13 protein-coding genes are annotated in these 12827 nt (G+C 28.8%); all 13 read left to right on the top strand.

Translation table 11 applies throughout. The features are described 5' to 3' along the window. Window positions 1-68: 68 nt before the first annotated feature. Window positions 69-1850 carry a flagellar filament capping protein FliD gene (gene fliD, locus JOC47_RS11445; protein WP_204702216.1) on the top strand — a complete coding sequence of 594 codons (1782 nt, stop codon included), beginning with the start codon at window positions 69-71 and terminating at the stop codon, window positions 1848-1850. An 88-nt stretch (window positions 1851-1938) separates the two neighbouring features. Beyond that, window positions 1939-3879: a motility associated factor glycosyltransferase family protein gene (locus JOC47_RS11440; RefSeq protein WP_204702215.1), complete on the top strand. Its 1941-nt coding sequence runs from the start codon at window positions 1939-1941 to the stop codon at window positions 3877-3879. 31 nt (window positions 3880-3910) lie between these two features. Then, on the top strand, window positions 3911-4333 hold the full coding sequence (locus tag JOC47_RS11435) for a DUF8042 domain-containing protein (RefSeq protein WP_204702214.1): 423 nt from the start codon (window positions 3911-3913) through the stop codon (window positions 4331-4333). 26 nt (window positions 4334-4359) lie between these two features. Beyond that, window positions 4360-4776: a flagellar export chaperone FliS gene (gene fliS, locus JOC47_RS11430; protein ID WP_204702213.1), complete on the top strand. Its 417-nt coding sequence runs from the start codon at window positions 4360-4362 to the stop codon at window positions 4774-4776. Then, window positions 4763-5269, top strand: a complete 507-nt coding sequence (locus JOC47_RS11425; RefSeq protein ID WP_204702212.1) for a flagellar export chaperone FlgN — start codon at window positions 4763-4765, stop codon at window positions 5267-5269. The genes fliS and JOC47_RS11425 overlap by 14 nt, the downstream gene beginning before the upstream one ends. Before the next feature lie 23 nt (window positions 5270-5292). Further along, the gene (gene pseB, locus JOC47_RS11420) at window positions 5293-6264 is read left to right on the top strand and encodes a UDP-N-acetylglucosamine 4,6-dehydratase (inverting) (protein WP_204702211.1); all 972 of its coding nucleotides are present in this window, start codon (window positions 5293-5295) and stop codon (window positions 6262-6264) included. Between the two features lie 26 nt (window positions 6265-6290). Next, the gene (locus JOC47_RS11415) at window positions 6291-7571 is read left to right on the top strand and encodes a DUF4910 domain-containing protein (RefSeq protein WP_204702210.1); all 1281 of its coding nucleotides are present in this window, start codon (window positions 6291-6293) and stop codon (window positions 7569-7571) included. Between the two features lie 16 nt (window positions 7572-7587). Further along, window positions 7588-8505: an SDR family oxidoreductase gene (locus JOC47_RS11410; RefSeq protein WP_204702209.1), complete on the top strand. Its 918-nt coding sequence runs from the start codon at window positions 7588-7590 to the stop codon at window positions 8503-8505. Window positions 8506-8510: 5 nt separating this feature from the next. Beyond that, window positions 8511-9590 carry an N-acetylneuraminate synthase family protein gene (locus JOC47_RS11405; protein WP_204702208.1) on the top strand — a complete coding sequence of 360 codons (1080 nt, stop codon included), beginning with the start codon at window positions 8511-8513 and terminating at the stop codon, window positions 9588-9590. After that, window positions 9583-10107, top strand: coding sequence for a GNAT family N-acetyltransferase (locus tag JOC47_RS11400; protein ID WP_204702207.1), 525 nt, complete (start codon window positions 9583-9585; stop codon window positions 10105-10107). The genes JOC47_RS11405 and JOC47_RS11400 overlap by 8 nt, the downstream gene beginning before the upstream one ends. A 59-nt stretch (window positions 10108-10166) precedes the next feature. Beyond that, complete coding sequence (locus tag JOC47_RS11395) at window positions 10167-11339, top strand: sulfotransferase family protein (protein ID WP_204702206.1); 1173 nt, start codon at window positions 10167-10169, stop codon at window positions 11337-11339. Window positions 11340-11350: 11 nt separating this feature from the next. Then, window positions 11351-12115, top strand: coding sequence for a cytidylyltransferase domain-containing protein (locus JOC47_RS11390; protein WP_204702205.1), 765 nt, complete (start codon window positions 11351-11353; stop codon window positions 12113-12115). Next, a partial coding sequence (locus JOC47_RS11385) for a hypothetical protein (protein WP_204702204.1) occupies window positions 12115-12827 on the top strand: 713 nt, incomplete at its 3' end. The genes JOC47_RS11390 and JOC47_RS11385, both read left to right, overlap by 1 nt.

Genomic DNA, 12827 nt, shown 5'->3' with positions numbered 1-12827 from the left:
TTACAGAATGGCCGGCCGGTTTTCCGGCTGGCTGTTTTATTTAAAATTCAAACAGGAGGTGAGTTAAAATGGTTGATACTAGTTTAACTCAATTAGGTATGAGTTCGAGTGGTGTTAATACAGATCAGATCATAGCTCAAATGAGATATATAGAACAAAGACCCATTCGGAATATGGAAGATGATATTTCTCAAATTAAAACAGAAAAAGATGCTTGGAGAGACGTTAATTCTCGTATATCTAAGCTTGATAATTTACTTGATAATCTTAAAAACCAAGAAACTTATAATAGTATGACAACTTCTTCAAATGATGAAGAAATAATGACTGCTAGTGCTGATCCTGAAGCTAATACAGGTAGTTATGATATAACCATAAATCAAAAGGCCCAAGCACAGCGAGTAGTAGGTAGTACTAAAATAGCAGAAGCTGTTTCTAGTGGCACTGAAGATGCTACAACTGCTGATGGTGATGCCAGTGATATTGCTATGGTGGACGGTAAGACCTATGATGTAACAAATATTACTGATGCTACAATTGATGGAACTACCTATCAATATGGTCTAACAGATAATAGTGGTAATGTGGTTGCCGTGAGTGAAAATGGTGATAAATATACTTCTTTAGAATCTTCAAGTGCTGATGATGGGAGTATAAGTAGTTCTAATCTTACTACAGAAGAATATGATTTTGGTTATCAAGTCAGTATTGGAACTACTTTAAAGATGCATGGTACTGATGGAGACCAACAAAATACTTTAACTCAAAATAGTTTATATGATACTGTAGGTAGTGACCCTACAATTAATGGAACAACCATTGATATGACTGCTAATGATACTCTATCTGATTTAGTAAATAAGATTAATGAAAGTGATGTGGAAGTTAATGCTTCTATAGTTGATAATCGCTTTGTTTTAGAAAGTAATAAAACTGGGAAAGATAATGAGATGAGTTTAAATGAAAATGGTGGTAATTTGTTAGATGATTTAGGGGTTTATGGTGATGGTCCTGGAAATGTAAATAATTGGGGAACTGATGGAACAGAAGATACTACTGCTGATGATGCAGAAGATGGTTACCAACCAGCTCAAGATGCTGAAATTACTGTTAATGGAATTAGTGGTATTACTAGTTCTGATAATAGTTTTGAAAATGCAGTTAATGGTGTAACTTTCAACATTGCGAGTTCTGCTAACGCTGGTGATTCTGTTACAATAGATGTTAATGCTGATACAGGAAAAGCAAAAAAAGCAATTCAAAAAGTAGTAGATCAATATAATAGCGTAGTAGATTTTATTTCTAACAAGACTAGTGTAACTGGTTCAGGTGAAGATGCAGAAGGAAATATATTACAAGGAGATGGAACAGCTAATAGAATTGCTGGTAAGATGAAGTCAACCTTATTAGATACTATTCCTACAGGTAATGAAATTGATTATATGTCAGAAATTGGTTTAGAGTTTGATGATAGTAATTATAACAAATTAACTCTTGATAGCTCAAAGTTAGAAGAAGCAATTAAGAATAAACCAGATCAAGTTCATGAATTTTTGGCACCTGATGCTAGTGAAGATGATAATTACACTTATGATGGATTAGCAACTAAATTAAAAGATTATACTAATTCATTAATAGAATCAGAAGGAATTATTCCTAATCGAACTGATAGATTAGGAGATGAAATTGATCGAATTAATGAAGATATTGAAGATCATCGAGATAATGTAGAGATGAAAATGGAACGTATGAAAGAACAGTTTACTCAAATGGAAACGATAATGCAGCAATATAATAGTCAAAGTTCGTGGTTGAGTTCTCAAATATCTAGTATGGGATTAGGTCAGTAATTATTGCTACTTTTAAATAAAATTCACAATAGGAATTATATTTGATATCTAGAATAAAAATGTTAAAAGTTTAAGAAAGGAGATTGGAATGAATCAGATTTATAAGAATAATTTAGCAGCATTGAATAATATTAATCCCAACTTAGCTCGAAAAGTTAATGAATTAGAAACAAGGCAAGATGATTTTGTAGTAGAACCTATTCAAAATGGACAAGATTATACTTTGAAGATAATAGAAGATGATCAAGAACGATTAGTTCATAGTTGCTATAATCCCAGAATACAAGCTCAGAAAACAATTAATAAATTGAAATTAGGTTATTATAATTTAATTGGAGTAGCTGGAATAGGTTGTGGTCATTATATTAGAGAAATTTTAGAGGAATTCAATTCTGAATCTCAAGTGGTAATTATTGAAAATCGCCTTGATATTTTAAAAGAAGTAATGAAAAAGAAAGATTTAACTGATATTTTGGATCAAAAGAGAAATATACAAATATTTGATGGTTCAGATAAAAAATACATTTCTAAAATGAAAAATAATCTGAGAAGAATAGATTATTTAGCTTTGGTGGCAGGCAATGTAGATTTTTTTAAAACTCCAGTACTCCAAGATGTAGAAAATGAAAAGTATATTGAATTTAGGAAAAAGTTTTTTTCTACTCTTAATTTCATAATTCAAATAATGGGTAACGATCCTGGAGATAGTATATTAGGTTTAGAACATGCTTTCTCGAATTTAGAATATGTTCTCCAGAGCCCTACTTTGGATAATATCGATTATTTTGAAAATAAGCCTGCTGTTTGTGTAGCTGCTGGACCTTCACTAGATAAAAATATAGATATATTAAAGAAATATCAAGATAAAGTATTAATTATTGCAGCTGATACTATCTTAGAAAAATTGCTTAATTATGGAATAACTCCTGATATTGTAGGAGTATTAGAAAGAACAGAATCTGTTTATAATTATTTTTTCAAGAAGTTAGCTGAAGAAGATAGATTACCTGAAGAAACTACGTTAATAGCCGAGGGAGTTATTCATCCTAAAATTTTTGATAATTATCCTGGAAAAAAGGTGACTGTATTTAGAGATACTGTTCATTCTGAAGATTGGTTTTCAAAAGCAGTAGGAGATATTACATCATTTGATACAGGTAATTCAGTAGCTAATTTGAATTTCAGTATTGCTTTGCGTTTAGGATGTGATCCAATTGTTTTTATAGGTCAAGATTTAGCTCTTTCTAATGATGGAGAAGGACATGCTACAGGAACAGGTTATGATGAATTAGGAGAAGAAAGAGACAAATGGAAGATAGTAGATGTCGAAGGGTATAATGGAGAAAAACTAAAAACAAGAAAATGGTGGAAAGTTTTTAAAGAGTGGTTTGAATATAGAATTGTAGAAGTTGATGTTAATTGTATTGATGCGACTGAAGGTGGTGCTTATATTGAAGGTACTGAAGTGAAAAATTTACAAGAAACTGCTAATAAATATTTTATAGAGGATCTACCTAATTTTAGTAATAAAATAAATGAAGTTCCAGAAGATAAAATTAAAGAACGAATAAGTAATTTAAACGGAAAAATAAAAAAGAAAATAGATAATTTGAAAAAAATTCAAGATAAGATAAAAGACATACTTGATATATTGAAAAAAGATAGAGAAAAAGTAGAAAGTATATTAGAACCTGGAAGTTTTGTAGAACAAGAATTTGGTAATATAAATACTGAAATTGCTAAAATGTCTCAGATGGATAATGTGCTGTTCTTTATTTGTCAAGCTATTATTGTTCAAATAGAAAGATATAAAGTACAGTTAGGGGATTTATCAATTAATACAGTAAATAAATTCAAAAAATGGTGTAATTATGAAATAGATAAATTAAACGATATAAAAGAGATCACAGATATTTTAATAAATCTTTTAGATCAAGGAAAAGAGGACTTAAATGAATATGATGATTCTAGTAAGATAAATTTCGAGAATAAATTAGATAATTTATCTAATTTAATTGAAGAAATATAATAAAGTGCATATTTAGAGGAGTTGACTTGTCATGGAAGATATAGAAGTTGAAAAAGAAGAAATTTTTGATCCATTAAAAGGAGCAGTAGATTATTTGGATAAAATTTTATTAAAGAAAGAAATAATTTCTGATGCATTAGATAGCGAAGATTATGAAACTGCTTGGCAGGAATTCGAGAATTTAATTGATGGAATAGAAACCCTAAACAATTTGTTATATAGTATAGAAGGCATTTTAGATTTAGACTATAGTCAATTAGAATATCAAGGGGAAAAATTAGATAATTATATTAATCACCTAAATGACTTTTTATCTAATAAATTAATAACTGCTATAGAGGATAAAGATTATTTAAGAATTTCTGATTTAATCAATTATGAATTAGAGATTCATATTAAAGAATATAAAAAAGTTTTTAATTTTCTTTTAGAATATTTAAATAACAACAATTAGATTTTAGCAAATAGGAGGGATATATAATGGTTAATAATTCATATCAACAATATAAAAATACTCAAATTGAAACAGCTAGTCAAGAAAAATTGTTATTAATGCTATATAATGGAGCAATTAAATTTACTAAACAAGCTATTAAAGGAATCAAAGAAGAAAATTATGAATTAAAAAACAATGCTTTAAATAGAGTTCAAGCTATTCTATCTGAATTTCAAGCTACTTTAGATCATGACCAAGATCCTGAATTAACAGCTAATCTTGATGCTTTGTATGATTATATGAATCAGCGTTTAATTGAGGCAAATGTGGAAAATGATGTAGAACCAATTGAAGAAGTACTAGATATGTTAAAAGAATTGCGAGAAACTTGGCAGCAGGCAGCAAATAAATTAAAGAAACAGAAACAAGAAAGGGGCCAAGGAATTAGTGTTGAAGGATAAATTGAACTTAGAAGAAGAGATATCTAATTTATTAGATCGATATAATAGTTGCTATGATAATTATAAAAGGCTATTAAATTTAACTCAAAAACAAAATGAAAGAATTGTTGATGAAGATTATATTAATTTAGAAGAAATCACCGATCAAAAGCAGAAAATCATTACTAAAATAGAACAAATCCAGAAAAAGATTAATACTTTACGCAAAAAATTATCTGATGAATTTGATTTAGTTAATAATGAAGAATTTATTCATAATTTATTAAAAGAGGATATTCCTTATAAGTCAGAAATGAAACAATTGAGAGATGAAATTGTAGAATTAATTGCTAAGTTGCAAAAATTAGATAAAGATAATCAGGAGCTATTACAAGAGAAAAAAGATAAGTTGCAACAAGAATTGAATAAATTAAAGCAAGGAAAAAAAGTTTATAATTCTTATAATATTAAGAATAATAATAGAGAAGGAAAATTCTTTGATAATAAGGGATAAATCATTTAAAAGGAGATATAGCTATGTTAGATAATAAAACTATTTTAATCACAGGCGGGACTGGTTCGTTTGGAAAGAAATTCACTCGTTTGATTTTGAATAAATGTAATCCTCAAAAAGTGATTGTTTTCAGCCGGGGAGAATTGAAGCAAGCTCAAATGAAAGAAAAATTTAATGGCCACCCTAAATTAAGATTTTTTATTGGTAATGTAAGAGATAAAGATAGATTATATCGTGCTTTTGATGATGTTGATATAGTAATCCATGCAGCAGCATTAAAAAGAGTGCCTGAATGTGAATATAATCCATTTGAAGCAGTAAAGACAAATGTATTAGGAGCCCAAAATATAATAAATGCATCGATTGATCAAAATGTAGAAAAGGTAGTTGCGTTAAGTACTGATAAAGCTGCTAACCCAATTAATTTATATGGGGCTACGAAATTATGTTCAGATAAATTATTTACTGCTGGTAATGCTTATGCTGGGGGTAAGAAGACAAAGTTTTCAGTAGTTAGATATGGGAATGTAATGGGCAGTAGGGGTAGTGTAATCCCATTATTTCAAGACCAAAAGAAAGAAGGGAAAATTACAATAACTGATCCTAGAATGACAAGGTTTTGGATTACTTTAGAAGAAGCAGTGGAAATGGTACTTTTAACCTTGGATGAGATGCAAGGAGGAGAGATATTTGTTCCTAAAATTCCTAGCATGAAAATTACTGATTTAGCTAAAGCTATTGCTCCTGAAGCTGAGCAGGAAACTATTGGAATTAGACCAGGAGAAAAATTGCATGAGGTCTTAATTAGTAAATCAGATGCCCGACATACTATTGAATTTGAAAGTCATTATGTAATTGAACCTGATTTTGAATGGTGGAATGATGATAATAATGCAAGTGGAAATGAATTAGAAGAAGGGTTTAAATATAGTAGTGATAATAATAGTCAATGGCTTGATATAGAAGAAATGCGTAATCGAATAAAAAAATTATAGTATAGTTTGGGAGGATTATTTAAAACATGAGTAAGATTATGAATTTGCTAGATAGGTTATTTCCAATTTGTCGAAGTATTACTGGGGATGGAGTAAGAAAAACTTTGGATATTTTAGATGAGATTGCTCCTATTAAACAGAAAGAATATCCGACGGGGATGGGATGTTTTGATTGGACTATTCCAAAAGAATGGAATATAAACGATGCATATATAAAAAATAGTCAAGGAGAAAAAATAGTAGATTTTAATGAAAGCAATTTACATGTGTTAGGGTATAGTACTCCTGTTCATAAAAATTTATCTAAAGAAGAATTAATGGGCCATATTTATACTAATCCAGAAATGCCTGATGCAATTCCTTATCTAACCTCTTATTATGAAGAAAGATGGGGGTTTTGTGTAGAACATAATAGGTTAGAAGAATTTGAAGATGATCAATATGAAGTGTCCATTGATTCAACGTTAGAAGATGGATATTTAACGATTGGTGAGGGTTATATTGAAGGGACATCTGATAAAGAAATATTACTTTCAACATATATTTGTCATCCCTCTATGGCTAATAATGAACTGTCAGGGCCAATTGTGCAAACTTATCTTTATAAATATTTGCTAGAGAAAGAAGATTTAAAGTATAATTATAGATTTTTATATTTACCTGAAACCATAGGATCTATAGCCTATTTGAGCAAAAATGGTGAGCAATTGAAAGAAAAATTGGTAGCTGGTTATGTTATAACTTGTATTGGAGATGATGCACCTTTCACCTATAAAAAGAGTAGAAGAGGGGATACCTTAGCTGATAGAGCTGTATTAAATGTTTTAGAAAATTCAAATAGAGATTATGAAGTTTTAGACTGGTTTCCAACTGGTAGTGATGAGCGACAATATTGTAGTTTAGGTTTTAATCTTCCAGTAGGAAGTTTAATGCGTTCAATGTATGGTACTTATGATGAATATCATACCTCATTAGATAATAAAGATTTCATTTCTGAAAGTGCTTTAAAAGAATCAATAAAGACTTATTTAGATGTTATTGAAACAATGGAATTAAATGATACTTATACCACTGATCATAAATTTTGTGAGCCAAAACTAGATAAATATGGTCTCTATCCAACTTTAGGAAGTCAAAAAGAAAATGAAGATAGAGTAAAAGAGATCATGCACCTATGGGCTTATGCAGATGGAGAAAATGATATTATTGATATAGCCAATAAACTTGGAGTAGTTGCTAATGAATTAGATGAGGCACTAGATAAGCTGATTAATTCTGGATTATTAAACCCTCCAAGTGATAAATAAAAAGGAGGGCTGAATAATGCAATCTAATAAAAAAGTTTTAATAACAGGCATTAGTGGGATGTTAGGTAAAGATATTGCTAGAATAATTAAAAAAAATTTTGATTATGAAATCTATGGTATTGCTAGAGATAAGCCAAATTATTTAGAGGGATTAAAATTAATATCATTAGACTTAACTAATTTTCAAGATTTAGAAACAGTTTTAGCTAATATTAATCCTGACTTAATAATAAATAGTGCAGCCAATGTTAATATTAAAGAGTGTGAAAATAATAAAAAAGCAGCATTTAAAATAAATGCTGATGTTCCTAAAATATTAGCTTCTTATCAACCTTCTAAAACTAAATTAGTACATATTTCGACTGATTCAATATTTGATGGTGATAAGGGCAATTACGATGAAGCTGCTAGAGAGAATCCTCTAAATAATTATGCTAAAAGTAAGTTGGCTGGAGAAAAAAAGATTTTACAGCAAAATAAAAATGCGATTATAGCAAGAACTAATATTGTAGGATTTCATATTCCTTGGGGCTCTTCATTAGTGGAATGGGGATTAGATAGTTTGAAAAACCAAGAAACGATATATGGTTTTACAGATACTTATTTTAATCCAGTTTATACTAAACAATTAGCTAGAATAATAATGAAACTAGTTGAAAATACCAATTATAAAGGTCGAATTAATATTGCTAGTGACCAATTTATAAGCAAATATGAATTTTTAGTAAAGTTGGCCCAGTTATTTGATTATAATTCAGATTTAATAGAGCCTTCTTCTATAGAAAGATTGTATACAAATTTGAAGCGACCTAAAAATACTACTTTGAATATTGATAAATTAAAGCAAACTTTGGATGTCGAAGAAGATATTAATTTAGATTTGGGATTAAAAGAATTAAGAGATGATTTAAAAAATTATCGCAAGGAGGACTAATAAAAATGAACAAATCAGAAATTAAAATTGGTGATAAAATTATTGGTGAAGGGAAACCATTATATTTTATTGCTGATATTGCTTCTAATCATGATGGTGAATTAGAGAGAGCATTTAAGTTAATTGAATTAGCTAAAGAAGCAGGAGCAGATGCTGCTAAATTTCAAAATTTCAAAGCTGAAAGAATCGTAAGTGAAAAAGGATTTAATTCTTTAAATGGCAAATTATCACATCAGTCTTCGTGGGGGCAGTCTGTTTATGAAGTATACCAAGAAGCTAGTGTACCTTATAATTGGACAGAAAAATTAAAAGAAAAATGTGATGAAGTGGGCATAGAATATTTAACTAGTCCCTATGATTTTAAATCTGTAGACCAGGTAGAAGACTATTTAAATGCGTATAAAATTGGTTCGGGGGATATTACTTGGACGGATATTATTGATTATATAGCACAAAAAGGCAAACCAGTTATAATTTCTACAGGTGCATCTGAGATGGAGGATGTAGAGCGTGCTATGACAACTATAAAAAAACATACTGATGAGATTGTTTTAATGCAGTGTAATACCAATTATACGGTTGATGCAAAGAACTTTAACTATATAAATTTGAATGTATTAAAAAAGTATGCTCAAAAATATCCTAATACTATTTTAGGATTATCAGATCATACTAAAGGTTTTTCAGCAGTATTGGGAGCAGTTGCTTTGGGGGCAAGAGTAATAGAAAAACACTTTACTGATGATAATAATCGAACAGGGCCAGACCATAAATTTGCTATGACTCCTGACAGTTGGTCAGAAATGGTAAAAAGAGCAACAGAACTTTATAAATCTCTTGGTGATGGAAATAAGAAAATAGAGGATAATGAAAAAGAAAGTGTAATCGTTCAACGCAGAGCTCTTAGATATTCTAATAATCTAGAAAGCGGTGCTGTTATTAAAAAAGAAGATCTGTTTCCATTACGACCTATTCCTGAAGAAGGAATTCCTCCTTATAAAATTGATGATGTAGTCGGTCAAAAACTTAATAAATCTGTTAGTGAAGATGATTTAGTAAGATGGAGTGATCTTGACAATGATTAAAGGGTCTAAGGTAGGTCTACGAGCAATTGAAAAAAATGATTTACCTAAGTTGATGTACTGGAGAAACAAGCCTGAATTCAGAAAATATTTTAGAGAATACAGAGAAATTAATTCGACTATGCAAAATGAATGGTTTAGTATGATTAATGATGATGATTCTATTATCATGTTTGCCATAATAAAATTAGATACTGAGTCACTTATTGGCTGTTGTGGGTTAACTTATATTGATTGGGTTAATCGTAATGCTGATTTATCTTTATATATAGGTTATGATGATCTATATATTGATAAGCAAGGTTATGCTAGAGAAACATGCGATTTGCTATTAAATTATGGATTTAATAATTTAGATTTGCATAAGGTTTGGACAGAAATATATGAATATGATCATAAAAAGAAAGAATTATATTTTGATATAGGCTTTCAACAGGATGGGGCTTTACGTGATAATAATTATTATGATGGTCAATGGTGGGATTCTTTAATGTTATCTATTTTGGAAACAGAATTTTAATTATTTGATTACTTTATAGATTGTAATTTATTTATTAAAAGATTATGGAGGGAATATAAATGAGTAAAGATTATATATTTGTTTCGGGAATGGTGCGCTCAGGGACTACATTGATTTCTAGGGCTATTGATGCACATTCTCAGCTTGCTGTTCCGACTGACCCTTATTTTGCTTTTTTTAGGGAGTTTAGAAATGAAATTTATAAGGATTATATAGATTGTTTTGATGATGATAAGGCTTTAAACGATCATTTTTTTGATTCTAATTTGGAGCCTAAACATAAAATTAGCAATACTGCTTTAAATCATGAGATAAAAAATCAAGATTTACAAAAGATAAAAGAAAAAATCATAGATTTTGCTGAACCTAATTCCCCGTTAGTAATTCCTTATGTAAGAAAAATAGAAGCTAGTACTTATAAAGAATTATTTTCTGAAATGATGAAAGTTGTAGATAAAGCTTATGGTGATCAAGATACTAATATGCTAGGGTTTAAACAGACTTGGGTAGAAGAATTTGTAACACCACTATTAAATACTTTTCCTAAAATGAAAGTGGTTCAGATTATTCGAGATCCTAGAGCAGTAATGGCTTCGCGAACTAAAACTACTCAATTGACTCATAATTATCCGCTATTATTTATGATTAAGCATTGGAGGAAATCTTTTGCTTATGCATTATATAATTCTTATCATAATAGTGATAATTTCAAGTTAGTTAAGTATGAAAATTTGACTTCTAAACCAGAAGAAACTATGAAAGATATCTGTGATTTTATTAATATAGATTATGAGGAAAAGATGATTAATCCTAATTTTTATCGTGATGGAAAAGGTGATTCTTGGACTGATAATTCCGCTTATTCTACTACAAATAAGATCACAGCTAAATTTAAAGATAAATGGAAAGAAATTTTACCTGCTGCTAAGTTACAATATATTGAAGACTTGTGTCATTTAGAAATGATGAAATTAGGCTATGAGCGCCAAACTAGTCTTTCTTTAAAAGAATCTGTTTTTTCTAAAGTTAAATTTGAAGATAAATTAGATACTGATTGGATTAAAGCTCAAAGTAAAGAAGAAAACCAAAATTTAACTACAATTAAAAATGAATTACTTCGCTATTATGTTTATCAAGATTGTGAAAGTGAAAAGATAGATGATGAATTTCTAGAAATGTTATTTGTAATACCTGATTTTTTAGATCTAATTAAAAAAGTAGAATTTAAATAGGTGGTGAAATAATGAGTCCAAAAATAGTTTGTATTATTCAAGCTCGGATGGGATCTACAAGACTGCCTGGTAAAGTATTGAAAGAAATAAAAGGGAAACCAATGATTCAATATACATTAGAGAATCTAGTACATTCTAAATATATAGATCAGATTGTGCTAGCTACTTCAGTTTTAGACCAAGATGATGCTATAGAAGAGTTTGCTACTGAATTTGGGATTAATTTATTTAGAGGTAGTGAAGAAGATGTATTAAGTCGTTATTATCATGCTGCTAAAGAATATGATGCTGATATAATAGTGAGGGTTACAGGTGATTGTCCTTTGATTGATTATCAGATTACAGATAAAGTAATTGAAACTTTTTTAGATAATCCAAAAGCAGATTTTGTTGCTAATAATTTGAAAAGAACTTTTCCTCGGGGAGTAGACACTACTGTATTTAAATTTTCTGCTTTAGAAGAAGCTTATAAAAATGCTGATAAGCAGCCAGAAAGAGAACACGTAGTTCCCTATATTCAGACTACTCATCGCGATAAATTTAATATAATGAGTTATGAAGCTGAAGGTGAATTTAGAAGACCAGATATTAGAATAACTGTAGACGAAAAAGATGATTTTAAATTAATTAAAGAAATAATTACTAGAATTGAAGATGAGCCAATTAATTTAGAACAAGTGATTGATTTGTTGAATCAAAATCCGAAGCTATTAAAAATTAATGAGCATGTAGAACAAAAAAAGACTAATCTTTCTGTAAATGAGGAGATAGAATAATGAAAAAACTTTTATTAGTTTTTCCGTATCAAGTAAAAGATGAAACAGAATTTAATAGAATAATTGATAAATTTGATAATGAAGGATATGGGATAGTTAATTTTAATGGTATCGATTCAGAATTTGATATTGGTCAGTTGCCTTTATATATAGAACATGCTAAAGAACAAGTAAAAAATAAAGTTGAAAGAATTACTATTTTATCGAATGTAAAAGAGATTATTTTTTCCTGGTATCGTTGTTATAATAGTTTAGTAAATGAATTTGTTTATTGTATCGATGAAGATAAAGATTTTTTAAATGGTAAAGAGATGTATACAGATTTTTATTACCGTTTATCAAATTTCATAGGAATTGATAATGAATATATTCAAGGGAATATATATATAAATATTGATTTTGAAAATTATAGTTCATTGATTAAATTTTTATTGATTAATAACAACTTTAAATATTTTGATGAATTAACTAATTTTGATTTTAATAAAGAACTAAAAAAAGAAAAAGTCAAGAAAAGGTATCATTATAATAACCAAAATATAGTTTTTGAAACTGATAAAGAAATTAAAAAACAAGATATGGTAGCTTTAACTAAGAGAAAAAAACACGAAAATTTTAAATTGAATAATAAATTAAAAAGGAAATTATTTAATGAAGATAATTTATATTTTGTTCCTTTTTTAGTTATAGAATTGTATAAACAAAGTAATAA

This window comes from Halanaerobacter jeridensis (assembly GCF_016908315.1).
GTDB lineage: Bacteria > Bacillota > Halanaerobiia > Halobacteroidales > Halobacteroidaceae > Halanaerobacter > Halanaerobacter jeridensis.
This window is presented reverse-complemented; position numbering and strand designations above follow the sequence as displayed.

Bases quoted from the DNA above. Each gene is read 5' to 3' on its own strand.
- fliD (WP_204702216.1), top strand. From the start codon at position 69: ATGGTTGATACTAGTTTAACTCAATTAGGTATGAGTTCGAGTGGTGTT.
- JOC47_RS11440 (WP_204702215.1), top strand. From the start codon at position 1,939: ATGAATCAGATTTATAAGAATAATTTAGCAGCATTGAATAATATTAAT.
- JOC47_RS11435 (WP_204702214.1), top strand. From the start codon at position 3,911: ATGGAAGATATAGAAGTTGAAAAAGAAGAAATTTTTGATCCATTAAAA.
- fliS (WP_204702213.1), top strand. From the start codon at position 4,360: ATGGTTAATAATTCATATCAACAATATAAAAATACTCAAATTGAAACA.
- pseB (WP_204702211.1), top strand. From the start codon at position 5,293: ATGTTAGATAATAAAACTATTTTAATCACAGGCGGGACTGGTTCGTTT.
- JOC47_RS11415 (WP_204702210.1), top strand. From the start codon at position 6,291: ATGAGTAAGATTATGAATTTGCTAGATAGGTTATTTCCAATTTGTCGA.
- JOC47_RS11410 (WP_204702209.1), top strand. From the start codon at position 7,588: ATGCAATCTAATAAAAAAGTTTTAATAACAGGCATTAGTGGGATGTTA.
- JOC47_RS11405 (WP_204702208.1), top strand. From the start codon at position 8,511: ATGAACAAATCAGAAATTAAAATTGGTGATAAAATTATTGGTGAAGGG.
- JOC47_RS11400 (WP_204702207.1), top strand. From the start codon at position 9,583: ATGATTAAAGGGTCTAAGGTAGGTCTACGAGCAATTGAAAAAAATGAT.
- JOC47_RS11395 (WP_204702206.1), top strand. From the start codon at position 10,167: ATGAGTAAAGATTATATATTTGTTTCGGGAATGGTGCGCTCAGGGACT.
- JOC47_RS11390 (WP_204702205.1), top strand. From the start codon at position 11,351: ATGAGTCCAAAAATAGTTTGTATTATTCAAGCTCGGATGGGATCTACA.